Genomic DNA, 22,438 nt, shown 5'->3' with positions numbered 1-22,438 from the left:
CTACAATTCAATGCTCATGCCGTCGTAAGCCACTTCGACATTGCGCCGCACCAGTTCCGCTCGCTCGGGGGAGTCTTCATCGAGGATCGGGTTGGTGTTGTTGATGTGGATAAGTACTTTGCGCTGCTCGGGCAACTGTTCCAGCACTTCGAGCATGCCGCCGGGGCCGTTTTGCGCCAGGTGGCCCATCTCGCGCCCGGTGCGGGTGCCGACGCCACGGCGCTGCATTTCATCGTCATCCCACATGGTTCCGTCCACCAGCAGACAGTCGCTGCCGGCCATGATCTCCAGCAGCGGCGCGTCGACTTTTCCCAGGCCTGGGGCGTAGAACAGTTTGCCGCCGGTGCGCAGGTCTTCGACGATCAGGCCGATGTTGTCGCCCGGGTGCGGGTCGAAGCGGTGCGGTGAGTAGGGCGGCGCGGCGCTGCGCAGTGGCAGCGGGGTGAAACGCAGGTTGGGGCAGGCCGGGACAGTGAAGCTGGCGTCCAGCTCGATGCGGTTCCAGGCCAGGCCGCCGTTCCAGTGGGTGAGCATGGTGAACAGCGGGAAGCCAGTGCTGAGGTCTTCATGGACCATGTCGGTGCACCACACCTGGTGCGGGCAACCTTCGCGCAGGCTCAGCAGGCCGGTGGTGTGGTCGATCTGGCTGTCCATCAGGATGATCGCGCTGATGCCGGTGTCGCGCAGGGCGCGGCCCGGTTGCATCGGCGCAAAGCTTTGCAGTTGCGCACGAATATCCGGCGAGGCATTGCACAGCACCCAGTTCACGCCATCGTCGGAGAGGGCGATGGACGACTGGGTGCGCGCCTGGGCCCGCAGGCTGCCATCACGAAAACCTGCGCAGTTCGCGCAGTTGCAGTTCCACTGGGGGAAACCACCGCCGGCGGCGGAACCTAGAATCTGGACAAACATGGTAGCTCCCAAGCAAAGCTCAAAACAAAAACGCCCCGGGCGGGCCGAGGCGTTGTATTACCCAGCAGATTAACGGCTGGCGAAGTACATGGTGACTTCGAAACCGATACGCAGATCAGTGTAAGCAGGTTTGGACCAGGTCATATTCTTACTCCTACCAAGGGATGGGACTTTCACTACCAAGTAATACATATAGTCCACCTCCAATCGGAGATGTTCAGCTGTGTGCGTAGGAATAATACTCAGATCTGTTCAAGTTAGCGCTGTCTCGGAGGAAAAAGCCTGTTGCAGGGTTGGCAATGATCAGCCTGGAGACTGCCATTGACCCTGGATGATTGGGCCGTTGGCGATACAGCGCCAGCCGCCTGTGGCGTCGATCAATTGTTCGGCGGCGTGCTGCATCTGTTCAGGTGTGAGGCCCTGGATTGATTGTTGAAGGCGCTCCAGATAGTCCGCCGGGTGCCGCGCCAAACGCGCGTGCCAGAGCAGCTCGGCGGCCTGGGCAAGCGGTAGCGTCTCGGTTGAGAACTGTCGGGCCAGCGCCAGGTTGCCGAGGTCTTCGCTGCTGCTGATGTGTGCCGGTAACTGCGTGAGGAAGGTATGCAGGTGTTCGAGGATCCCATCGAGGGGCACGCTGGGGGATTGCACGCCAAAAAGCAGGCCGGTTTGCCCGTTGATCTGTCGGACGCCGCTGAACACGGCGTAGCCGATTTGCAGTTCTACCCGCAGGCGTTGGTAAAACGGGCCCTGGAGCACATGCCCGAGCAGGCGCCAGGCAGCCTCATCCGCCAGGGATTGGCTGGGCGTCGGGCAAAACAGCAGCAGGGCGGCTTCGTTGGAGTCAGTTTGCACCTCATGCCAGACACGCTGGCCGCCGAGGGTTGGCAGGACTTGTTCGAGATTGGCCGGGTGCCCGGGCAGGCGGGCCGCTGCGGCTTTGATCGCTGCCTCAGACACGGTGGAAAACCCCAGCCCCAGGCCTTGCCACTGTGCGCTGGCCCAGGTTGTCTCGGCGTTTTCGGGCGTGATGGCGGTGCAGAAAGCAGGCAACGCCTTGAGTAATTCGCGGATGGCGAACATCGGCGTGGGGGCGCAGGGTGCCTGTTGCGTCTGATTCAGGCTGTGCGCCAATGCGTCCAGCACTGCTGGCATGGGTTCGGTTAGCCCGACCAGTTTCACCAGCCAGTCATTGCCGACGGTTTCAAACGACACCTCGACGCCCGCCTGGCGAGCATTCTCACGCAATGGCTGCAAGGCGCTTTCCAGACCCGAGGGAGCAAAGCGCCAGTGCAGGTACAGCGCGGCTTCATCGGTATCGTCCGCCAGCGCTTGGCTGAACGTCAGTGCCGATACTTCTCGGCGCCCCCGTGAACGGTCCTGGGCGAACGTGCGTAAACCACGATGGGCGCTGGTCTGTCCGCGAATCAGGCCGGCGCGTTCTTCCTTGAGCGGCGGGCGCAGGAAGGGATTGTTGGGTGGCAGTTGCCATGTGTGTCGGGAGGCTGGCAGGTGCAGAGCGTCGAGCATGGCTTTGAGGGCGGCGATGGCCTGCTCCGACAAGTCTTCGTTGGCGTGTTGAACCAGGGCCAGGGCGCCTCGGGTCTGTTGCTGGCGAGTGGCGAGCAGGGCGAACTCTTCTTGCAGTGCAGTCCAATCGCTATGTGCGAAAAAGCTCAGCCAGTCGTACAGCAAGGATTCAATCAGTGTCGCCTGTTCACCTTGTGCGCCGAGCGTAAAGTCCATATCGAGCAGCGCTTGTCCGGCGAAGTGATACAGCACCGTCGCCTGTAAGTCAGTGGCCAGTTGCCGGGTTTGCAGTTCGGCCAACAGCCCGCCCGGTGCCGAGGCGTTGAGCCAGGTGCAAAGGAACTCCAGCGCCGCGCGGGGCGCATGGCATGTGATGACCTGATGCAGGTGATTTCCGGCTATGTGCTGATAGCCCTGGGCATGGCCGGGCATCAATGCGAGTGGCGCGACTTGAGGGTGCAGCGGACCTGTAGCCAGCTGCTCGCCGAACCGCTGGGCCAGGGCCTCCAGTTCGTCCAAAGGCTGCGGCCCGGCCAGGCGCAGGCTCATCTGCCCGCTCTGGTAAAACTGCTGATGAAATTCCCGCAAGGCCTGCTGAAAAGCCTCACGCTCCACCGGCAGACTGTCGCGGTTGCCCGCATGAAAGCCGCGCAGTGGATGATCTGCCGCCAGGCCTTCGAGCAACGCCACCTGCTGCTGTGCCTTGGCATCCTGGGACCAGGCGACACACTCCGCGTGCAGCACTTCGCGCTCGCGCAGTTGGTCGTTCAGCGCCAGACGCGGGTGGGCCAGCATGTCCGCCAAGCGTTCCAGCCCATCGGCAAAGGTTGCTACCGGCAGCTCAAAGAAGAACTCGGTGGTGCGCTCACGGGTGCTGGCATTGACCTGGCCACCGTAGCGTTGCACGTAAGCCATCAACCCTTCGCTGGTAGGAAAGCGCTCGGTGCCGAGAAACAACAGGTGTTCAAGAAAATGCGCCAGTCCCGGCCAAGCCAGCGGCACGTCATGGCTGCCGGCAGCCACCTGTAAGGCCGCGGCGCAGCGCTTCAAGCGTGGCGCATGGAGCAGGGTAACCCGCAGGCCATTGGCGAGGGTCAGTTGGCGATCAAGGGGGTGGGCCGGCGCAGGCATGGGCACTTCCGAAACGTAGGAAGTGCCTATGCTAGCAAACCCAATGGTTCAGGGCTTGTGCAGTGCGCCGTACAGTTCGGGGCGGCGGTCGTGCAGGTAGTGGTTGGCGGCGCGGGCATCGAGGATCGACTGGCGCTCCAGGGTGCCGATGATCAAGGCTTCATCCAGCCCCGCCTGGGCAATGCGCTGGCCATCCGGCGCGGCGATGCTGCTTTGCCCGCAGTAGTGGATCTCGCCTTCATGCCCGCAGTAGTTGGCGTAGGCCACGTAGCACTGGTTCTCGAAGGCCCGCGCCCGCACGGTGACATCGGCGACGAAGTCGAACGGCACCATGTTCGCCGTGGGCACCAGGATCAGTTCGGCGCCGGCCAGGGCCAGGCGCCGGGTGTTTTCCGGGAACTCCAGGTCGTAGCAGATCAGCATGCCCAGCTTCCAGCCGTTGAGCTCCACCAGCGGGAAGTCGTCGCCTCCGGCGCTGAACATCGAGTGATCAAGGTCACCAAACAGATGGGTCTTGCGGTAGTTGCACAGGCGCTGGCCGTGGGCGTCGATCAACTGCACGGCGTTGTAGATCTGCCCGTCTTCAGCGCGCTCCGGGTAGCCATACACAATCGCCAGGCCCGCGCTTTGCGCCAGAGCGGCAATTGTCTGTGCGGACGGGCCATCTGCCGCCTCGGCCAAGGCGCCAACGGCTTCGGCGCCGATGTTGTAGCCGCTGAGGAACATCTCCGGCAGCACCAGCACATCGGCGCCGGACGCCTCATGCGCCAACTGGTGCAGGCGCTTGAGGTTGCCGGCCACGTCCAGCGGTAACGGCGGGCATTGGTACAGGGCGACACGCATGGTTCGGCTCCTTATTCAGCCAGGGCGATCGGGCCGATTTCATCGAACACATCGCCCGGCCCCGGGTTCTCGGGGTGAGTGCTGCCGCCGAAGTGGGTCATGATGCCCCATACCGCGTTCAGCGACGTTTGCACGGCGCCTTCCACCCAGGCCGGGGTCCAGGAAACGTCGTCACCGGCGATAAAAATCCCACGCTGTTCGGCGGGCATGTCCTTCTGCATGAAGTGCGCATACATACGCTGGTTGTAGCGATAGTGACCGGGCAGCGCGCCTTTGAAGGCCCCGAGGAAGTGCGGGTCGGCTTCCCAGGACACGGTAATCGGGTCGCCGATGATGCGCGCCTTGATATCGACTTTCGGGTAGATCTTCTTCAGGGCGTCGAGGGCCAGCTTCACGCGCTTGTCGATGGGCTGCGGGAGCATTTTCAGCGCGTCGCTCATCCATGAGTAAGACAGGCAGATCACGCCTGGCTTGTCGTCGCCGTTGTCGAACAGGTAGGTGCCACGGGTCAGGCGGTCGGTGAGGGTCATGCTCATCAGGTCGCGGCCGGTTTCCGGGTCTTTGTCTTTCCAGAACGGGCGATCGACCATCACGAAGGTCTTCGACGATTGCATGTAGCGGGTGCGGTCCAGGGCCATCCACATTTTTTGCGAGAACAGGCTTTCGTCGCATTCGATCTGGGTGGTCAGCAGCCAGCTCTGGCAGGTGGTCAGCACGGCGGCGTATTCGCGGGTGTCGCCATAGTTGTCGGTGACGGCGAAACGGCCACCGTCAGCGTGGGCAATGCGCTTCACCCCGGCCCGTGGCGCGCCACGGTGCAACGAGCTGAGGCTGGTGCCGGCTGGCCAATGGGCGCAACGCTCCGGCACATGGCGCCAGATGCCCATGGGCACCTGTGCCACGCCGCCTACCACGAGGTGCTGGTGGTCGTCGCAGTTGGTCATGACCACGCGGAAGATTTCCAGCATGGAGTTGGGGAAATCCGAGTCCCAGCCACCGGTGCCGAAGCCGACCTGGCCGAAGACTTCACGGTGCAGGAACGACAGCTTGGCAAACGCCTTGGAGGTGGCGACGAAGTCGTAGAAGGTGCGGTCGTCCCACAGCGGCACGAGCTTGTTCCACAGTTCCTTGAGGCGCGGTACGTCACGGTCGCGGATAGCTTGCTGGATGTCACCGAACTGCGAGCCGGCTTCCAGGGCGTCGGCCCAGGCGTCGGCTACTTCCTGGAACAGCACCGGCAAATCCGCCAGCTTTTGTGCGTAATGGGTCTGGCCTTCCAGGTCGATCACGGTACTGCCGGAGGCTGGGGTCAACGGGTTGGGGAATGGTTTGGTTTCCAGGCCGAGCTTGTCCACGTAGTGGTAGAACGCGGTGGACGACACAGGGAAGCGCATTCCACCCAGCTCGGCGATGATGCCTTCGGCGCCTTCAAATGCCTGGGAGCGCAAGCGGCCACCCATTTTCGAGGCTTCGTACACCACGGGCTTGAGGCCCAGCTTCATCAGCTCGTAGGCGGCCACCAGGCCGGCGATGCCCGCGCCGACAATCGCCACTTCGGCGCCATGGTGGGCGGCGGGGATACTGCCCAGGCCGGCGGGGTGCTCGATCCAGTCATCAAAGGCAAACGGAAAGTCCGGGCCAAAGATGGTGATGGGTTTTTTACCGTCTGCAGGGTGGCGATTGTTTTTGTTGAATGGGTTCATGGCTGACCTGGCTGGCGACTCGGCGGGGCACGTCCCGCTGAGTATAGGAAAAGATGGCAGTCAGTTTAGGGAGCGTAGCGTGCGTTAATAAGACGCAATGTGTCGTCGTATTGAACTGTTTTTAGTCATAGTGACGAAGTTGGTGGTCAGACTGGCTGTCCGCGATCCAATTTGTTGCTGAGGATGATCGAGGTGGTGGTTTTCTCCACGCCATCGACGCTGCCGATCTGGTCCAGCAACTGGTCAAGCTGTTCCGGCGAATCGGTGCGCAGCCAAGCCACGTAATCGAACTCGCCACTCACGGCGCACAACTGCTGGACCTGGGCCATCGCACTCAGGCGGCGCAGGACTTCCTTGCCTGAGCGCGGTTGCACCGTGATCCCCACATACGCTTGCAAACCGCCATCGGCCACCCGCTGGCCCAAACGCACACCGTAGCCGGTGATGACCTGGGTCTTTTCCAGGCGTGCCAGGCGCGAGGTCACCGTGGTGCGTGCGATGCCCAACTGCCGGGCCAGCATGGCCACGCTTTCGCGCGCGTTGATCTGCAGGGCGGCGATCAGTTGGCGGTCGATTTCATCTAGGGCGGACAAGGGAGGGCTCCAGTGGGTTGGCGCTGAGAGTGTGGACGTTTTTTGGACACTTTCGTCGTTTTATTCGCCTGGGCAGGCTGAGAAACTATTCCGCCAGAAACGCGAAAGCCGCGCAATGCGCGGCTTTGGAGTTGGTGGGCCCACACGGACTTGAACCGTGGACCAAAGGATTATGAGTCCTCTGCTCTGACCAACTGAGCTATAGGCCCTTAACAGGTCGCGGATTATAGCGATGGTTTCTCTGCTGTGCTATCCGAAAAATCCTCAAGGCTCATACGAAGAAAGCTCGCGGCAAAAAGCTCCGGCGGCAGGGGCAGGCTGACGATGTAGCCTTGCATCTGTTCGCAGCCTTCTGCGGCAAGAAACGCCTGCTGCGCGGGGTTTTCCACGCCTTCGGCAATGATGGTGAATTGCATGCTGTGGCCCAGGGCGATGATGGCACGGACGATGGCGGCGTCGTGGGGGTCGTCGGGCAGGCCGCGGACGAAGGATTGGTCGATTTTCAGGAAGTCCAGCGGCAGGCGCTTGAGGTAGCTGAGGGATGAATAGCCGGTGCCAAAGTCGTCAATCGCCAGTTGTACGCCCAGGCGCTTGAGTTGGTGCAGGACTGCCAGCGCTTCTTCGGCCTGGCTCATGATGAAGTTTTCGGTGATCTCCAATTGCAGGCAGCCGGGTTCGAGGTGGTAGTCGCGCAGCAGTTGTTCGATGCGTGACAGCAGGTTGGGGTGGCGCAGTTGCGCGCCGGCGAGGTTGACCGAGAGGGTGCCGAAATCGTCGAAGGTGCCTTGCCAGGCGTGCAGTTGTCGGCAGGCCTGTTCGAGTACCCAGTCGCCAATCTGCAGGATCATGCCGTTTTCTTCGGCCAGGGCAATGAAGTGCTCGGGAGGCACGTCGCCGAAGGTCGGGTGGTGCCAGCGGATGAGGGCTTCTGCGCCGATCAGTTCTTGCGTCACCAGGCTGAGTTTTGGCTGGTAGTAGAGGCTCAGTTCGTCGCGCTCGATGGCGCGACGCAGTTCGTGTTCCAGGGCCACGCGTTCGTTGGCTTGGGCGGTGAGGTCGCGGGTGTAACTCTCGACCCGGTTGCGGCCCTTGGCCTTGGAGCGGTACATCGCGGCGTCGGCGTTCTTCACCAGGGTGGCGACGTCGGTGCCGTCCTGGGGGTAGAGGCTGGTGCCGATACTGGCGCTGATAAAAAACTCGTGTTCGCCGGCCTGGAACGGTGGGGTGAAGCACGCCAGCAGTTTGTTCGCGAGGTAGTCGGCGTCGGTGGCGTGTTGCAGGCCTGGCAGCAGGATGATGAATTCATCGCCGCCGAGGCGGGCGACGGTGTCGATATCGCGCAGTTGTTCCTTGAGGCGCACGGCGATGTCTTTGAGCAAGAGGTCGCCAATGGGGTGGCCGAGGCTGTCGTTGATGTGTTTGAAGCGGTCGAGGTCGAGAAACAGCACGGCGCCTTGCTTGCCGGTTTCCTGATGGCCGTTGAGGGCGGCCTGCAACCGGTTTTCGAACAGTGTGCGGTTGGGCAGGCCGGTCAAAGGGTCGTGGTGCGCCTGGTAGTCGAGGCGCGCCTGGGCCAGTTTGAGGCTGGAGATGTCGGCGAACACGGCTACAAAGTGTGTGATCAGTTCATCACGGTTGCGTACGGCGCTGATCGTCAGCCAGCTGGGGTAAACCTCGCCATTCTTGCGGCGGTTGGAAATCTCGCCCTGCCAATGCCCTTGGGCCGTCAGTTGGTGCCACATCGCCGCATAGAAGGCGCTGTCGTGCAGCCCGGAGGCGAGCAGGCGCGGGGTGTGGCCCAAGGCCTCGGCCTCGCTGTAGCCGGTGATCTCGCTGAAGGCGCGGTTGACTGCGCTGATGTTCTGCCGGGTGTCGGTGATCAGCACGCCTTCGGCGGTGCTTTCGAAGACCGTGGCGGCTTGTTGCAGCTTCTCCTGCATCAGTTGGCGCTCGGTGATGTCGCGGGCGATGGTGAGCATGCAGTCGTCATCGCCAATGGGCAGTGGCCGGCTGGACAACTCGCAGAGCCGGATCTGCCCGTCGCTGCGACGGATATGGCAGATGAAGTCGCGGACAAAACCGTCGCGTTGCATCAGTTCCAGCATGTGCTTGCGTTCGTTGAGGTCGACCCAGATGCCCAGGTCCAGGGCTGACTGGTCGAGGGATGCCGCGCTGTTGAAACCGGTGATACGGCTGAAGCCATCGTTTACTTCGATCAACAGGCCGTCACTCTGGCGGCTCAACAGCAAGCCGTCGGGGGAGGCGTGGAACGCCTTGGCGAATTTTTCTTCGGAGGTTTGCAGTTGCTGCTGGGTTTCCTTGAGCTGGGAGATATCGCGCACCACCACCACAATGGCTTCGATGGTATCGAGCTGGAACGGTTCGGCGGAAATCAGGCCGGTAAAGGCTTGGCCGTTGCTGCGCCGAAAGGGCATCTCCAGGTTGCGGATACTGGCGGTCTGCACTCGTTGCAGCAGATCCGGGCCGGTACCCTCGGTCCCCCAGATATTCAACTGTGTGCCGGTTTTACCCACCACCTCTTCAGCGTTCAGGCCAACCTGGTCCTCGAACGCCTTGTTCACCTCCAGCAGGCAGCCGTCGGACAGGCGGGCGATGATCAAGATGTCCGGACATTGCTGAAACACCGAGGCAAACTTTTGCTCCGATAGCTGCAAGGCTTCTTCGGTGCGTTTGGCCTCGCTGATGTCGATCATCAAACCGCGCAGCACCGGCTCATGGCCGTGTTCTATCAGGCTGACAATGTCCCGCACCCACAGACAGCGGCCATCGGCGGTGATGACGCGGTAATCAATGCTGTGGTCGCGGTTGGCGCGGGTTTCGCGGTGGCAGTAGGTTTCGGCGCGTGTCAGGTCGGCCGGGTGAATGATGTTGCGCCAGAAACCCGGGATCAGCCAGTGGGCGCGGGGGTAACCGAGCAAGTCTTCGGCGTGAGGTGATACGTAGCTGTAGGTGAAATCGACAACGCTGGCTTCCCAGGCGATGGCGGACAGGCTCTCCACCAGGCCGCGGTAGTGGTATTCGCTGCTGCGCAGTTCCTGCTCTAGCGCGACGCGGCGGGATATTTCCGAGCTGAGCCGGCGATTTATCCGAATGACGATGGCCAATACGGTGCTCAGGAGTAATACCGTCGGCAAGCCGTAGGTCAGCAGGTCGGTCCAAAAAGCGCGATGATCGGTGATGCTGCCGACCCAATGTTGCTGGATGGCGTCGGTTTCTTGCGGGCTGAGGTCGGCGAGGACTTTATCGAGGATGCCGACCAGCATTTTGTTGTCCCGGGGCACGCCCATCGCCAGTTGATAGCGATAGGGCGTTTCGCCGCTCACGTACAAGCCATCGAGCTTCAGTTGGCGCAGGCTCCAGACGCTGGAGGCGAGGTCACCGACCACGGCATCCACTTCGTCGGTGGCCAGTGCTTGCAGGGTTGAACTGACATTTGGCATGGCCACCAGGTTGAGATCGGGATGGTGGGTGCGCAGCAGTTCATGGGGCGCGTAGTTTTCCACCACCGCAATTTTCAGTCCGTAGAGGTCCTTGAGGGTGTGTGGCTTGGCGCCGCCTTCATGGGCCAGGATTACGATGGGAAAGTCCAGGTAGGGGCGCGTGAACGCCATGTAGCTCTGGCGTTCCGGGGTGGACATGATGCCGGGCAGCAAATCGAGCTGGTTGTTCCGGGCTTGTTCGAGCACAGCGCTCCAGCTCGCCGGTTCGATCAGCTTGACCCTCACGCCCAGGCGGTCCTGGATCAGGCGCACGTAATCTGCGGCCAGGCCTTGGTAGTGGCCATTTTCATCGCGGTATTCGAAGGGTGGCCATGACGCATCCACCCCCAGCCGCAGCTCCTGATGGTCCGCCAGCCAGCCACGCTCATCGTCGGTAAGAGTCAACGCGCCAGCCGTTGCGGTCCAGGTCAGCAGCGACAGCAGTAACACGGTCGGCAATCTGGGCATAACGGTCTCGTTATGGCACGGGGAATGGTTCGAGTGTAGACGGGCATTGCGGGGGAGGGGTGTTGCGCGGGATTTTTTGCTGTAGAAAACAAAACCCCCGGCCTGGGCCGGGGGTTTGGTATCACTCGTCGAGGAAGGAGCGCAGATGCTCGCTTCGCGTCGGGTGGCGCAACTTGCGCAGCGCCTTGGCTTCGATCTGACGGATCCGCTCGCGGGTCACGTCAAACTGCTTACCGACTTCCTCAAGGGTGTGGTCGGTATTCATGTCGATGCCGAAACGCATGCGCAGTACCTTGGCTTCACGGGCAGTGAGGCCGGAGAGTACGTCGCGAGTCGCTTCTTTGAGGCTCTCAACGGTGGCGACATCGATTGGCGACTGCATGGTCGAGTCTTCGATGAAGTCACCCAGATGGGAGTCTTCGTCATCACCAATCGGGGTTTCCATGGAGATCGGCTCTTTAGCGATCTTCAATACCTTGCGGATTTTATCCTCAGGCATTTCCATGCGTTCGCCCAGCTCTTCCGGGGTCGGTTCGCGACCCATTTCCTGCAGCATCTGCCGGGAAATACGGTTGAGCTTGTTGATCGTCTCGATCATGTGCACCGGAATACGGATGGTGCGGGCCTGGTCGGCGATCGAGCGAGTGATCGCCTGACGGATCCACCAGGTGGCATAAGTCGAGAACTTGTAGCCGCGACGGTATTCGAACTTGTCCACAGCCTTCATCAAGCCGATGTTGCCTTCCTGGATCAGATCGAGGAATTGCAGGCCACGGTTGGTGTACTTCTTGGCGATGGAGATCACCAGACGCAAGTTCGCTTCAACCATCTCTTTCTTCGCGCGGCGGGCCTTGGCCTCACCGATCGACATGCGACGGTTGATGTCCTTGATCTCGGCAATCGTCAGGCCGGTCTCGGTTTCAAGCGCAGTCAGCTTTTGCTGGCAACGGATGATGTCCGGTTGCAGGCGACCGATGGCTTCAGCGTATTTCGCCTTGCCTTTGGCCAGTGCGTCGGACCAGCTTTCGTCAACTTCGTTGCCCGGGAACTGGCGCAGGAAGTCGGTACGCGGCATGCGCGCATCGCGGACACAGAGCTGCATGATCGCACGCTCTTGTGCACGCAGACGCTCAAGGGCGCTACGAACGCGCTCAACCAGGCCTTCGAATTGCTTCGGGACCAGCTTGATCGGCATGAACAGCTCAGCCAGGGCCAGCAGCTCGGCGATTGCCTGCTTGTTGGCGCGACCGTGCTTCTTCAAGGCCTTGCGGGTGATTTCCATTTGATCGGAAACCGCACCGAAACGCTGGGCAGCGATGATCGGGTCTGGACCGCTTTCGACTTCTTCTTCGTCGTCGGTGCTGGCTTCAGCCTCGTCGTCGTCGGTGTCATCGTCCGCTTTCGCGGCTTTGGCATCGACGGGCGGCGGTACTTCGGCAGCAGGCGGCGCGATGCCGTCGTCTGGGTCGATATAACCGCTCAGGACGTCGGACAGGCGGCCACCTTCGGTGGTGACGCGAGTGTACTCGGAGAGAATGTGGTCAACCGTGCCAGGGAAGTGCGCGATTGCGCCCATCACTTCACGGATGCCCTCTTCAATACGCTTGGCGATTTCGATTTCGCCTTCGCGTGTCAGCAACTCGACGGTACCCATTTCACGCATATACATGCGCACAGGGTCAGTCGTGCGACCGATGTCGGTCTCCACCGCGGCCAACGCAGCAGCGGCTTCTTCAGCGGCTGCCTCGTCGGTATCGGCGTCGGCCAACATAAGGGCGTCCGCATCCGGAGCACTCTCGTGTACGGGGATCCCCATGTCATTAATCATGCGGATGATGTCTTCCACCTGCTCTGGATCTGAAATATCCTCAGGCAGGTGATCGTTGACCTCTGCGTAAGTCAGATACTTCTGCTCACGACCAAGGGTGATCAACTCTTTGATACGAGACTGCTGTTGCGCTTTTCCGGACATAACACCCTATCCACTGAAGGTCTTGGCGGGCAAAAAACAAGCCGAGGATTATACCCGAGCTATGACCTCACACGCCAGCTGAGGTCGGGTTTGATGCGGAAACATTCTGTTTTAAGAGGTCGCGCATCTGTTTTGCTATCTGAATTTGCTCTTCAGCCGATAATCCTGGCTGCCTTGCTCTCTTGATGAGTTCGTCGAGGGTCTGCGTGTGCTGGCCCTCGGATAACCTAATAATGGTGTCTAAAAACTGTTGTTCAAGGTTATCGCCGTCAATTAGCCACTCCTTTTCCGCGAGTGCCTTCAACAAGCGACCTTGTTCGGTGCCGTGCCAGCGAGCCATCAGCTGAATTGAGTTTAGCTTAGGATTTTTCTGTACCGCTTCAATCAGTGCGATTAACACCTGAGCGTAGGTGTTGCTGGCGTTGGCAAAATGATCGGCGCTTTCAACCTTGCCCGCCAATTGCGGGTGATGGATGAGGGTGCGCAGGGCAATCAAGGTTGGCGCTTCTACGGCGACCGGGGTGCGTGGGGCGTAGGCTTCGTCACGATCACCGCGCTTGCCGTTCTTGCTCCAGGGTTTCTTGTCCCACTGCTTGCCGCCAGCGCCGGGTTTTTTCGGTGTCCACTCCTGCTGGGGCGCGTAGGCCTCGTGGGGTTGGTGGAAGTCGGCATAGTCCGGCATGGCGTCGTAATCCATGCCTGGGTCGTAGGCTGGCGGCGCCTCTTGTGGTGCGCTGTGGGCCAGCTGGCTGACCGCTTCGCCGCTTAAACCGGTGATTTCTTGCAGGCGCTGACGCATCAGGGTACGCAGGTTGGCGCCTGGCACCTTGTCGATCAGCGGCGCGGCGAGGGTGGCCATGTGGGCCTTGCCTTCGAGGGAGCGCGGATCGGCTTCTTCGGTCAGTTGCTGGAAGAAGTAGTCCGCCAGCGGCTGCGCATGTTGATTGATGCGGGCGCGGAATGCGTCGGTGCCTTCGGAGCGGACCAGGGTGTCCGGGTCTTCGCCCTCGGGCAGGAACAAAAAGCGTGCGCGGCGCCCGTCTTGCAGGCTCGACAGCGTGGCTTCGAGGGCGCGCCAGGCGGCGTTGCGGCCGGCCTGGTCGCCGTCGAAGCAAAACAGGACGCTGGGCACGACGCGAAACAGGCGCTTCAAGTGTTCTTCGCTGGTGGCGGTACCCAGTGTTGCCACCGCGTTGCGCAGGCCCTGCTGGGCGAGTGCGATCACATCCATATAGCCTTCAACCACGATGATTTCATCGAGGTTGCGGTTGTTCTTGCGCGCTTCGAACAGCCCGTAGAGTTCCTGGCCCTTGTGGAATACCGGGGTTTCCGGGGAGTTCAGGTACTTGGGCTTGTCGTCCCCCAGCACGCGGCCACCGAAGGCGATGATGCGGCCACGGCTGTCGCGGATCGGAAACATCACGCGGTCGCGGAATCGGTCATAGCGCTTGCCGGTCTCGGCGTTCTCCACCAAGAGGCCGGCGTCGATCATGGCCTTTTGCTGCAGGGTGTCGCTGCTCAGGTGCTTGTACAGGTTGTCCCAGCCGGGTGGGGCAAAACCCAGGCCGAAATCGCGGGCGATTTCACCGGTGAGGCCGCGACCCTTGAGGTAGTCGACGGCGGCCTTGCGCTGCGGATGGCTTTTAAGCGCCTGGCGATAAAAGTCGGCAGCGGCCGTCAGCAGTGGGTAAAGCGGCGAATCGGTGGGTTGGCGCGGTTTGTGCGGGCGGCCACTTTCTTCGCGCGGGACTTCCATGCCGGCGGCTTTCGCCAGGTCCTCGATGGCCTGGGGGAAATCCAGGTTGTCGTGGTCCATGAGAAAACCGAGGGCGTTGCCGCCCGCGCCGCAGCCGAAGCAGTAGTAGAACTGCTTGTCGGGGCTGACGCTGAACGACGGGGTTTTCTCTTTGTGAAACGGGCAGCAGGCGGTGTAGTTCTTGCCGGCTTTTTTCAGTTGCACGCGCGAGCTGACAACATCGACGATGTCGGTGCGGTTCAGAAGGTCGTCAATAAAGCTCTGGGGAATCAGCCCGGCCATGGCGTTCTCGTCATCACTGCGTGTAAATGAGGGCCCGTGATGTGCTCGGGCGCACGTATCGTGGCTCGATCATCAACTGTCTGCTTGGGCTTTCAGGAAGTGTATCTGCCGTTCATTCACTGACGTTAATTTCAATCAGCTTTTCGGCATGGAAATGTTGCCCCGGCATCCGGTGTTGGCCAGTGGTGGGCCTCGGAAGCTCGTGCAGGCACAGCCGACACAGTTGATCGCCTGTTTGTAGGATAAGTGTGCTCGTCAGTAGCCTTGTTAGACTCGTCAGAAGAGACGTGCACCGCTGGCAGAAGAGCCAGTCCTGACGTGTGAAGCAGTTGTTTCGGTCGCGTGTGCGGCGTCAACAGTGAAGCATCAAGCGATATCCGCAAATGCCAGCAGCCCGGCTGAGGGCCGGGCTTGGCAGAAGCTTGCTACGAACGTCTGTGTATTAGTACAGACGAACGGCGCGGCGCTGTTCGCGCTGAACTTTCTTAGCGTGACGCTTAACAGCGGCTGCTGCTTTGCGCTTACGCTCAGAAGTTGGCTTCTCGTAAAATTCGCGGCTACGAACTTCAGCCAGTACACCGGCTTTTTCGCAGGAGCGCTTGAAACGACGCAGAGCTACGTCGAAGGGTTCGTTCTCTTTAACTTTGACGGCTGGCATCCAGAGCTACCTTCTTTCATTACCGGGATCAACGTTCTCGTCGCAAGAAATTCGCGGCTGAGGTCGTCGGTTTTTAAGGGTTGCGGATGTTAACCCCTCATTGCCCGGAATGCAAAGCCTCTGATCGAAAACCGCTAGTCGGGAGGGGGAGTGGCGACTATTATGCGCGCCTTCGAATTCAGCCTCTACAAGGCGCAAACCCATGCTAGTACTGGGACTTGAAACCTCCTGCGACGAAACCGGTGTCGCACTTTACGACAGTGAACGCGGGCTTTTGGCCGATGCACTGTTCAGTCAGATCGACCTGCACCGTGCCTATGGCGGCGTGGTGCCGGAGCTTGCCAGCCGCGATCACGTCAAGCGCATGCTGCCGTTGATTCGCCAGGTGCTGGACGAGGCCGGCTGCGTGCCGACCGAGATCGACGCGATTGCCTACACCGCAGGCCCCGGATTGGTCGGAGCCCTGCTGGTTGGGGCTTCTTGCGCCCAGGCGCTGGCGTTTGCCTGGGGCATTCCGGCCCTCGGCGTGCACCACATGGAAGGCCATTTACTGGCACCGATGCTGGAAAAAACACCGCCCGAGTTCCCGTTCGTCGCTTTGTTGGTGTCTGGCGGTCATACGCAGCTGGTTCAGGTGGACGGCATCGGCCAATACACCCTGCTGGGCGAATCCCTGGATGACGCTGCCGGCGAAGCCTTCGACAAGACCGCGAAGATGATGGGCCTCAATTATCCAGGTGGCCCGGAAATCGCCCGTCTCGCCGAAAAAGGCGTGGCCGGCCGCTACACCTTCCCGCGACCGATGTGTGATCGCCCGGGCCTGATGTTCAGCTTCAGCGGCCTGAAAACCTCTGCGCTGAATACCTGGCAGCACAGCGTCAGCGCCGGGGACGACAGTGAGCAAGCCCGTTGCGACATCGCGCTGGCGTTCCAGCAGGCCGTGGTGGAGACTTTGACCATCAAGTGCAAGCGCGCCCTCAAGCAGGCCGGCATGAAGCGCCTGGTGATCGCTGGCGGCGTGAGCGCCAACAAGGCCTTGCGCACGTCGTTGGAAAAAATGCTCGGCGACATGAAAGGGGACGTGTTCTACGCACGCCCCGAGTTTTGCACCGATAACGGCGCGATGATCGCCTATGCCGGCTGCCAGCGCTTGCAGGCCGGCCAGCATGAGAGCCTGGCGATCAGCGTGCAGGCGCGCTGGCCGATGGAGCAGTTGTCACCGCTGTAGCGCGTAACGTGAGCCGGGCTCATCGCGGGTATTTAAAAATGCCGTTCGCGCCCGGCAAACAGGTCGCGTAGATTGCCGCGGTGGCGCCAGACGATCAGCAGTGTCAGTACGCTCATCGGCAACAGCGCCGCCGGTTCCTGCCAGGCCAGCAACGGCAGGGTCAGCGGGGTGGCGATCAGCGCGGCGAGCGAGCTGGTGCGGGTCAGGTAGAACGTCAGCAGCCAGGCGATAACGGCCAGCAAGGCCGCCGGTGGGTAGATCCCCAGCAGCATGCCGGCCGCCGTGGCCACACCCTTGCCGCCGCGAAAGCGGAAGTACAGGGGAAACAGATGGCCGAGGACGGCACACACGCCGATCCACGCCTGCTGTTGCAGGGTAAGGCCGGCGAGGCTGGCGATCAGCACGGGCAACAGGCCCTTGCACAGGTCGCCCAGCAACGTCAGCACGGCGAGCTTCTTGCCGGCCAGGCGCAACATATTGGTGGCGCCGGCATTGCCTGAGCCACTCATTCGCGGGTCGGGATTTCCCGTCAGGCGGCTGAGCAAAATGGCGAAGGACAGCGAGCCGAGCAGGTAGGCGAGAATCGCCAGTGACCAAAACATGCTAACTATTCCGGGCGAGGACGCCCTGATTCTAACGGGGCATCGCGCCCTTGTCGTGCTGCGGAGAAGAGTGCTTGGACAGAGTGTTTATCGAAGGCCTGGAAGTTGACACCGTGATCGGGGCCTACGACTGGGAGCGCGGAATCCGCCAATGCCTGCGCCTGGACCTGAGCTTCGCCTGGGACAACCGCCCGGCTGCGGCCGGTGACGACCTGACCCTGGCCTTGGACTACGCCAGCGTGTCCGCACGTATCCAGGCGTTTGCCGAGCAATCTCAATATCAGCTGGTGGAAACCTTCGCCGAGCGCTTGGCCGAAGTGTTGATGAGTGAGTTCCAGATTCCCTGGCTGCACCTCAAGTTGACCAAGCCCGGGGCTGTGCCGGCCGCGAAGGGCGTGGGCGTGGAGATCGAGCGCGGATGTCGCTAACTCAGGTTTACCTTGGCCTTGGCAGCAATATCGAGCGCGAGACCCATCTGCGCGCCGGCCTTGACGCGCTGGCGAGTTTTTTGACGGATATCCGCTGCTCGGCGGTGTTCGAAAGCCAGCCGGTGGGGATCAAGAGTGGTCCGTTCTTCAATCTGGTGGTGTCGGCCTATACCGACCTGCCGCTGATGGAACTGGATCGCCGGTTGAAATTCATCGAGGCCGACAATGGCCGTTACGCGCCGGATCGCAAGGGCCTGCCGCTGGACATCGACGTGCTGTTGTACGGTGATCTGGTGGGCAATTTCGATGGCTTGATCCTGCCGCGCGCAGAAATCCTCAAGAACGCTTTCGTGCTGTGGCCGCTGTCGTTGATGGCGCCGCAGCGTGTGCACCCTGAGGTGGGCAAGACACTGGCCGAGCTGTGGCGCGATGCGCAGATCGACCAGGTGCTGGCGCCTGTGGGGTTTGAATGGCAGGGCCAGCAGCTCACACCTGATGAGCTTCTGTAGGAGCTGGGCTTTCTGGGCGAGGGAGCTTGCTCCCGCTGGGCTGCGTAGCGGCCCCAAAATCTTGGGAGCGCTGCGCACTCCAGCGGGAGCAAGCTCCCTCGCCACAATGGTCTACAGGGTGTGTTGCTCTTTGTAGGCTTTCAGCGCCTTGAGCCGTTCACGCTTGAGCGCTTCGCCCAGTTCCGGGCCCTTGAAGCCTTGTTCCAGCAGTGGCGCCACCGCCACTTCGCGCGCAGCCTTGGCTGCGCCGCGCAAATACTCCGCCTGTGGATAACTGCGCTGCTCGAAACCCTGGCGTCCCCTGGCGTCCATTTCGCAGGCGACCACAAACTCTTCAAAGCGCTGCGGTCGACGGTACACGTCAAAACTCTGCAACAACTCCAGCAATGTCGAGGCTTTCAGCTCCAGCGCGCGGTGGCCGTGGGTGTGATATTGGCAAACCAGCAGCGCCAGTTCCTGGCAATCTCTCGGTACCTTGAAGCGTTCGTTGACCGCCTTGACCAGCTTCAAGCCGGTGTGTTCGTGGGCAATATGCCGCGGCAACTTATCCACAGGCGTGAGGCCTTTGCCCAGGTCATGCAGCAGGCAGGCCCAGCGTACGGTCAGCGGCTGTTTGTGCAGGGCGGCCTGTTCCAGCACGCTCAGGGTGTGCACGCCTGTGTCGATTTCAGGGTGATGGGCTGGGGGTTGCGGCACACCGAAGAGCGCATCCACCTCCGGCATCAAGGTTTTCAGCGCATTGCAATCCCGTAGAACCTGGATGAATACCTGGGGCTGATCTTCCATCAGTGCACGGGAAATTTCTTTCCAGCTGCGCTCCGGGGTCAGGGCTTCCAGCTCTCCGGATTCGCTGAGTTGGCGCATCAGTTCCAGGGTTTGCGGAGCAACGGTAAAGTCCAAGGGGGCGTAACGAGCAGCGAAGCGGGCAACGCGCAGGACTCGCAGTGGATCTTCGGCGAAAGCGGGTGAAACGTGACGCAGAACGCGCGCTTCAAGATCAAGCAGGCCGCCATAGGGATCGGTCACATTGCCATCGTCGTCTTCGGCCATGGCATTGATGGTCAGGTCGCGGCGGATCAGGTCTTCTTCCAGCGTGACATCAGGGCTGGCGTGGAACACAAAGCCGCCGTAACCCCGGCCGCTCTTGCGTTCGGTGCGGGCGAGGGCGTACTCGTCGCCGTTTCTCGGGTCGAGGAACACCGGGAAGTCCGAGCCCACTGGCTTGTAGCCCAAGGCGAGCATCTCTTCGGCCGTTGCACCGACGACGACACGGTCGATGTCGGTGACCGGGATGCCCAGCAGGCGATCGCGTACCGCGCCGCCGACTTTGTAGATTTTCATGAAAACGCCTCCATTAGCCCCACAGGATAACGCCTGTGCCTGGCCAATGGAGGCTTTGCTGTTTCAGAGATGCACGACGGCCAGGTCCAGGCGGCCGTAGTCGTTGTCGTTGTGATCGCTGCGCGGTGGCACATGGTGGGTTTTCATCACCTGATCGCCCTGCAGGGTTTCCAGGTGGATGTCGAAGCCCCAAAGCCGATGCAGGTGCTTGAGCACTTCCTCGGTGGATTCGCCCAGGGGTTTGCGGTCGTGTTGCTGGTGACGCAGGGTCAGCGAGCGGTCGCCGCGCACGTCGATGCTGTAGATCTGCACGTTGGGCTCGCGGTTGCCCAGGTTGTATTGCGCCGCCAGGGTTTCACGGATGGTGCGGTAGCCGGGCTCGTCGTGGATGGCGGGTACCACCAGGTCATCCTTGAGGTCGTCGTCGAGGATGCTGAACAGCTTGAGGTCGCGAATCACCTGGGGTGACAAATATTGCAGGATGAAGCTCTCATCCTTGAAGCTGCTCATGGCGAACTTGATGGTGGACAGCCAGTCGGTACCGGCGATTTCCGGAAACCAGCGGCGGTCTTCTTCGGTGGGGTGCTCACACATGCGCCGGATATCACGGTACATGGCAAAACCCAGGGCGTAGGGGTTGATGCCGCTGTAATACGGGCTGTCGAAGCCAGGCTGGAATACCACGCTGGTGTGGGAAGTGAGGAACTCCATCATGAAGCCGTCGGTGACCAGGCCTTCGTCGTACAGGTCGTTCATCAGCGTGTAGTGCCAGAACGTCGCCCAGCCTTCGTTCATCACCTGGGTCTGGCGCTGTGGATAAAAGTACTGGGCGATCTTGCGCACGATACGCACGATTTCCCGTTGCCACGGCTCCAGCAACGGTGCGTGTTTTTCCAGGAAATACAGGATGTTTTCCTGAGGTTCGGCGGGGAAGCGTGCATTGTCCTTGTCGCTGTTCTTGCCGGTTTTTTTCGGAATGGTGCGCCACAGGTCGTTGATCTGTTTCTGCAGGTGCTCCTCGCGTTCCTTCTGGCGCAGGCGTTCTTCCTCGGCAGAAATCGGGTACGGGCGTTTGTAGCGGTCCACGCCGTAGTTCATCAGCGCATGGCAGGAGTCGAGCAGGTCCTCCACGGCGTCGATGCCGTGGCGTTCCTCGCATTGCATGATGTACTGCTTGGCGAACACCAGGTAGTCGATGATCGAACTGGCGTCGGTCCAGGTGCGGAACAGGTAGTTGCCCTTGAAGAAGCTGTTGTGCCCGTAGCAGGCATGGGCCACCACCAGCGCCTGCATGCAGATGGTGTTTTCTTCCATCAGGTAGGCGATGCACGGGTCCGAGTTGATCACAATCTCGTAGGCCAGGCCCATCTGCCCGCGACTGTAGGACTTTTCGGTACTAAGGAAGTGTTTGCCGTAGGACCAATGGTGATAGCCCAGGGGCATGCCGACTGAGGCGTAGGCATCCATCATCTGCTCGGCGGTGATCACTTCGATCTGGTTGGGGTAGGTGTCCAGGGCATAACCCGCCGCAATACGGCTGATTTCCCGGTCATAGGCCTGGATCAGTTCAAAGGTCCACTCGGAACCCGTGGAAATCGGTTGGCGTCTTTGCTCTTTTTTGGCGGTCATGTCACTAACCTGCGCTGGAAGAGTTCACGGAAGACCGGGTAGATATCGCCGGCCGAGACCAGTTGCTGCTGGGCGAACGTGTCGGCAAAGGCTTCGCCGATGCGCTCGTATTCGAACCACAGGGCCTGGTGCTCACGGGGGGTGATTTCAACGTAAGTGTAGTACTGCACAAACGGCATGATCTGGTTGATCAGGATGTCGCGGCAGATCGGCGAGTCGTCATTCCAGTTGTCACCGTCCGAGGCCTGGGCGGCGTAGATGTTCCACTCGTTGGCCGGGTAGCGTTCGGCCATGATCTCCTGCATCAGTTTCAGCGCGCTGGAGACAATGGTGCCGCCGGTTTCCCGTGAGTAGAAGAACTCCTCTTCGTCCACTTCCCGGGCGCTGGTGTGATGGCGGATGAATACCACGTCGATCTTGTCGTAGTTCCGCTTCAGGAACAGGTACAGCAGGATAAAGAAACGCTTGGCAATGTCCTTGGTGGCCTGGGTCATGGAACCGGACACGTCCATCAGGCAGAACATCACCGCCTTGGAGCTAGGGTTGGGCTGCTTGACCAGCAGGTTGTACTTCAGGTCGAAGGTGTCGAGGAACGGCACGCGGTGGATGCGCGCGCTGAGTTTCTCGATTTCCGCCTCGATGTCCTGGATATCGCCGAAGTTGTCTGGCTCCTCACGTTTCAGGCGGGCCAGTTCTTCCTTGGCTTCCTTCAGTTTCGCGCGGCTGCTGCCAGACAGGGCGATACGCCGCGCATGGGCCGAGCGCAGGGTGCGGATGATGTTGATGCGCGACGGGTTGCCCTCGTTGCTGATCCCCGCGCGCACGGTCTTGAAGGTGTCGGTGCCGGTGAGGTTGCGCTTGACCAGGTTGGGCAGCTCCAGGTCCTCGAACATGAATTCGAGGAATTCCTCCTGGGTGATCTGGAACACGAACTCATCCATGCCCTCGCCGGAATTGCCGGCCTTGCCAGGGCCTTTGCCGCCGCCACCGCCTTGGGGGCGCTGGATATGCTCGCCGGTGGTGAATTCCTTGTTGCCCGGGTGCACCACCGTCTGTTTGCCGCCCCGACCGTGGTGCAGCACCGGTTCGTCGATGTCTCGTCCGGGAATACTGATCTGTTCGCCGTGCTCCATGTCGGTAATGGAGCGGCGGCTGACGGCCTCTTCCACGGCCTTTTTGATGTGGTCACGGTAACGCCGCAGGAAGCGCTGGCGGTTTACCGTGCTCTTGTTCTTGCCATTGAGGCGTCGGTCGATCACATAGCTCATGGGGAGCCCTCCGGGCAGCTTCACGTTACAAGCTTCAAACTGCGAGCTGGAAGCTTAAAGACAGGCGGTCAGTTGCCAGGCCCAAGGC

17 protein-coding genes and 1 tRNA gene are annotated in these 22,438 nt (G+C 61.0%); 3 read left to right on the top strand and 15 right to left on the bottom strand.

Going from position 1 to position 22,438, the window contains the following annotated elements; all coding sequences use genetic code 11:
• The 11 genes from pqqB to rpsU all read right to left on the bottom strand — a co-directional run bounded on the left by pqqB (nucleotide 1) and on the right by rpsU (nucleotide 15,345).
• Complete coding sequence (gene pqqB, locus B348_RS0128975; RefSeq protein ID WP_017739524.1) at nucleotides 1-912, bottom strand: pyrroloquinoline quinone biosynthesis protein PqqB; 912 nt, start codon at nucleotides 910-912, stop codon at nucleotides 1-3.
• 69 nt (nucleotides 913-981) lie between these two features.
• The gene (pqqA, locus tag B348_RS1000000131340) at nucleotides 982-1,056 is read right to left on the bottom strand and encodes a pyrroloquinoline quinone precursor peptide PqqA (RefSeq protein WP_003194766.1); all 75 of its coding nucleotides are present in this window, start codon (nucleotides 1,054-1,056) and stop codon (nucleotides 982-984) included.
• 159 nt (nucleotides 1,057-1,215) lie between these two features.
• Complete coding sequence (pqqF, locus tag B348_RS0128965; protein ID WP_017739523.1) at nucleotides 1,216-3,570, bottom strand: pyrroloquinoline quinone biosynthesis protein PqqF; 2,355 nt, start codon at nucleotides 3,568-3,570, stop codon at nucleotides 1,216-1,218.
• A 48-nt stretch (nucleotides 3,571-3,618) separates the two neighbouring features.
• Nucleotides 3,619-4,413: a carbon-nitrogen hydrolase family protein gene (locus B348_RS0128960; RefSeq protein WP_017739522.1), complete on the bottom strand. Its 795-nt coding sequence runs from the start codon at nucleotides 4,411-4,413 to the stop codon at nucleotides 3,619-3,621.
• 11 nt (nucleotides 4,414-4,424) lie between these two features.
• A complete protein-coding gene (locus tag B348_RS0128955) occupies nucleotides 4,425-6,116 on the bottom strand; it encodes an NAD(P)/FAD-dependent oxidoreductase (RefSeq protein WP_017739521.1) in 1,692 nt (563 codons plus the stop codon).
• Nucleotides 6,117-6,262: 146 nt separating this feature from the next.
• Entirely contained in the window at nucleotides 6,263-6,709 is a 447-nt protein-coding gene (locus B348_RS0128950) for an Lrp/AsnC family transcriptional regulator (RefSeq protein WP_017739520.1), read from the bottom strand.
• A 132-nt stretch (nucleotides 6,710-6,841) separates the two neighbouring features.
• Nucleotides 6,842-6,918, bottom strand: a tRNA-Ile gene (locus tag B348_RS0128945).
• A 15-nt stretch (nucleotides 6,919-6,933) separates the two neighbouring features.
• Nucleotides 6,934-10,677 (bottom strand): EAL domain-containing protein, encoded by a 3,744-nt coding sequence (locus tag B348_RS0128940; RefSeq protein ID WP_017739519.1) that lies wholly within the window; start codon nucleotides 10,675-10,677, stop codon nucleotides 6,934-6,936.
• Between the two features lie 121 nt (nucleotides 10,678-10,798).
• The gene (rpoD, locus tag B348_RS0128935; RefSeq protein ID WP_017739518.1) at nucleotides 10,799-12,649 is read right to left on the bottom strand and encodes an RNA polymerase sigma factor RpoD; all 1,851 of its coding nucleotides are present in this window, start codon (nucleotides 12,647-12,649) and stop codon (nucleotides 10,799-10,801) included.
• A 67-nt stretch (nucleotides 12,650-12,716) separates the two neighbouring features.
• On the bottom strand, nucleotides 12,717-14,687 hold the full coding sequence (dnaG, locus tag B348_RS0128930; protein ID WP_017739517.1) for a DNA primase: 1,971 nt from the start codon (nucleotides 14,685-14,687) through the stop codon (nucleotides 12,717-12,719).
• A 442-nt stretch (nucleotides 14,688-15,129) separates the two neighbouring features.
• Nucleotides 15,130-15,345, bottom strand: a complete 216-nt coding sequence (rpsU, locus tag B348_RS1000000131335; protein WP_002551877.1) for a 30S ribosomal protein S21 — start codon at nucleotides 15,343-15,345, stop codon at nucleotides 15,130-15,132.
• A 202-nt stretch (nucleotides 15,346-15,547) separates the two neighbouring features.
• Between rpsU and tsaD the strand changes: the two genes are divergently transcribed.
• Complete coding sequence (gene tsaD, locus B348_RS0128920) at nucleotides 15,548-16,573, top strand: tRNA (adenosine(37)-N6)-threonylcarbamoyltransferase complex transferase subunit TsaD (protein ID WP_017739515.1); 1,026 nt, start codon at nucleotides 15,548-15,550, stop codon at nucleotides 16,571-16,573.
• A gap of 32 nt (nucleotides 16,574-16,605) precedes the next feature.
• Here tsaD and plsY read toward each other — a convergent pair whose 3' ends face one another.
• Nucleotides 16,606-17,175, bottom strand: a complete 570-nt coding sequence (gene plsY / locus B348_RS0128915; protein WP_017739514.1) for a glycerol-3-phosphate 1-O-acyltransferase PlsY — start codon at nucleotides 17,173-17,175, stop codon at nucleotides 16,606-16,608.
• A 74-nt stretch (nucleotides 17,176-17,249) separates the two neighbouring features.
• On the opposite strand from plsY, the gene folB reads away from it, so the two are divergent.
• Together folB and folK are read left to right on the top strand one after the other, a co-directional pair.
• A complete protein-coding gene (gene folB, locus B348_RS0128910; RefSeq protein WP_015886183.1) occupies nucleotides 17,250-17,603 on the top strand; it encodes a dihydroneopterin aldolase in 354 nt (117 codons plus the stop codon).
• Nucleotides 17,594-18,112: a 2-amino-4-hydroxy-6-hydroxymethyldihydropteridine diphosphokinase gene (folK, locus tag B348_RS0128905; RefSeq protein WP_017739512.1), complete on the top strand. Its 519-nt coding sequence runs from the start codon at nucleotides 17,594-17,596 to the stop codon at nucleotides 18,110-18,112. Before folB ends, folK begins: the two co-directional genes overlap by 10 nt.
• A gap of 111 nt (nucleotides 18,113-18,223) precedes the next feature.
• Here the strand turns inward: folK and B348_RS0128900 are convergent, their stop codons facing one another.
• The 3 genes from B348_RS0128900 to B348_RS0128890 all read right to left on the bottom strand — a co-directional run bounded on the left by B348_RS0128900 (nucleotide 18,224) and on the right by B348_RS0128890 (nucleotide 22,350).
• Entirely contained in the window at nucleotides 18,224-19,453 is a 1,230-nt protein-coding gene (locus tag B348_RS0128900) for a multifunctional CCA addition/repair protein (protein ID WP_017739511.1), read from the bottom strand.
• 63 nt (nucleotides 19,454-19,516) lie between these two features.
• Nucleotides 19,517-21,082 carry a SpoVR family protein gene (locus B348_RS0128895; protein ID WP_017739510.1) on the bottom strand — a complete coding sequence of 522 codons (1,566 nt, stop codon included), beginning with the start codon at nucleotides 21,080-21,082 and terminating at the stop codon, nucleotides 19,517-19,519.
• Complete coding sequence (locus tag B348_RS0128890) at nucleotides 21,079-22,350, bottom strand: YeaH/YhbH family protein (protein ID WP_017739509.1); 1,272 nt, start codon at nucleotides 22,348-22,350, stop codon at nucleotides 21,079-21,081. The genes B348_RS0128895 and B348_RS0128890 overlap by 4 nt, the downstream gene beginning before the upstream one ends.
• Nucleotides 22,351-22,438 lie beyond the last annotated feature (88 nt).

The sequence above is a fragment of the Pseudomonas sp. CBZ-4 genome (assembly GCF_000346755.1).
Lineage (GTDB): Bacteria > Pseudomonadota > Gammaproteobacteria > Pseudomonadales > Pseudomonadaceae > Aquipseudomonas.
Note: the sequence above shows the minus strand (reverse complement) of the source record. Positions and strands in the feature narration are given on the sequence as shown.

Bases quoted from the DNA above. Each gene is read 5' to 3' on its own strand.
- pqqB (WP_017739524.1), bottom strand. From the start codon at position 912: ATGTTTGTCCAGATTCTAGGTTCCGCCGCCGGCGGTGGTTTCCCCCAG.
- pqqF (WP_017739523.1), bottom strand. From the start codon at position 3,570: ATGCCTGCGCCGGCCCACCCCCTTGATCGCCAACTGACCCTCGCCAAT.
- B348_RS0128960 (WP_017739522.1), bottom strand. From the start codon at position 4,413: ATGCGTGTCGCCCTGTACCAATGCCCGCCGTTACCGCTGGACGTGGCC.
- B348_RS0128955 (WP_017739521.1), bottom strand. From the start codon at position 6,116: ATGAACCCATTCAACAAAAACAATCGCCACCCTGCAGACGGTAAAAAA.
- B348_RS0128940 (WP_017739519.1), bottom strand. From the start codon at position 10,677: ATGCCCAGATTGCCGACCGTGTTACTGCTGTCGCTGCTGACCTGGACC.
- rpoD (WP_017739518.1), bottom strand. From the start codon at position 12,649: ATGTCCGGAAAAGCGCAACAGCAGTCTCGTATCAAAGAGTTGATCACC.
- dnaG (WP_017739517.1), bottom strand. From the start codon at position 14,687: ATGGCCGGGCTGATTCCCCAGAGCTTTATTGACGACCTTCTGAACCGC.
- rpsU (WP_002551877.1), bottom strand. From the start codon at position 15,345: ATGCCAGCCGTCAAAGTTAAAGAGAACGAACCCTTCGACGTAGCTCTG.
- tsaD (WP_017739515.1), top strand. From the start codon at position 15,548: ATGCTAGTACTGGGACTTGAAACCTCCTGCGACGAAACCGGTGTCGCA.
- plsY (WP_017739514.1), bottom strand. From the start codon at position 17,175: ATGTTTTGGTCACTGGCGATTCTCGCCTACCTGCTCGGCTCGCTGTCC.
- folK (WP_017739512.1), top strand. From the start codon at position 17,594: ATGTCGCTAACTCAGGTTTACCTTGGCCTTGGCAGCAATATCGAGCGC.
- B348_RS0128900 (WP_017739511.1), bottom strand. From the start codon at position 19,453: ATGAAAATCTACAAAGTCGGCGGCGCGGTACGCGATCGCCTGCTGGGC.
- B348_RS0128895 (WP_017739510.1), bottom strand. From the start codon at position 21,082: ATGACCGCCAAAAAAGAGCAAAGACGCCAACCGATTTCCACGGGTTCC.
- B348_RS0128890 (WP_017739509.1), bottom strand. From the start codon at position 22,350: ATGAGCTATGTGATCGACCGACGCCTCAATGGCAAGAACAAGAGCACG.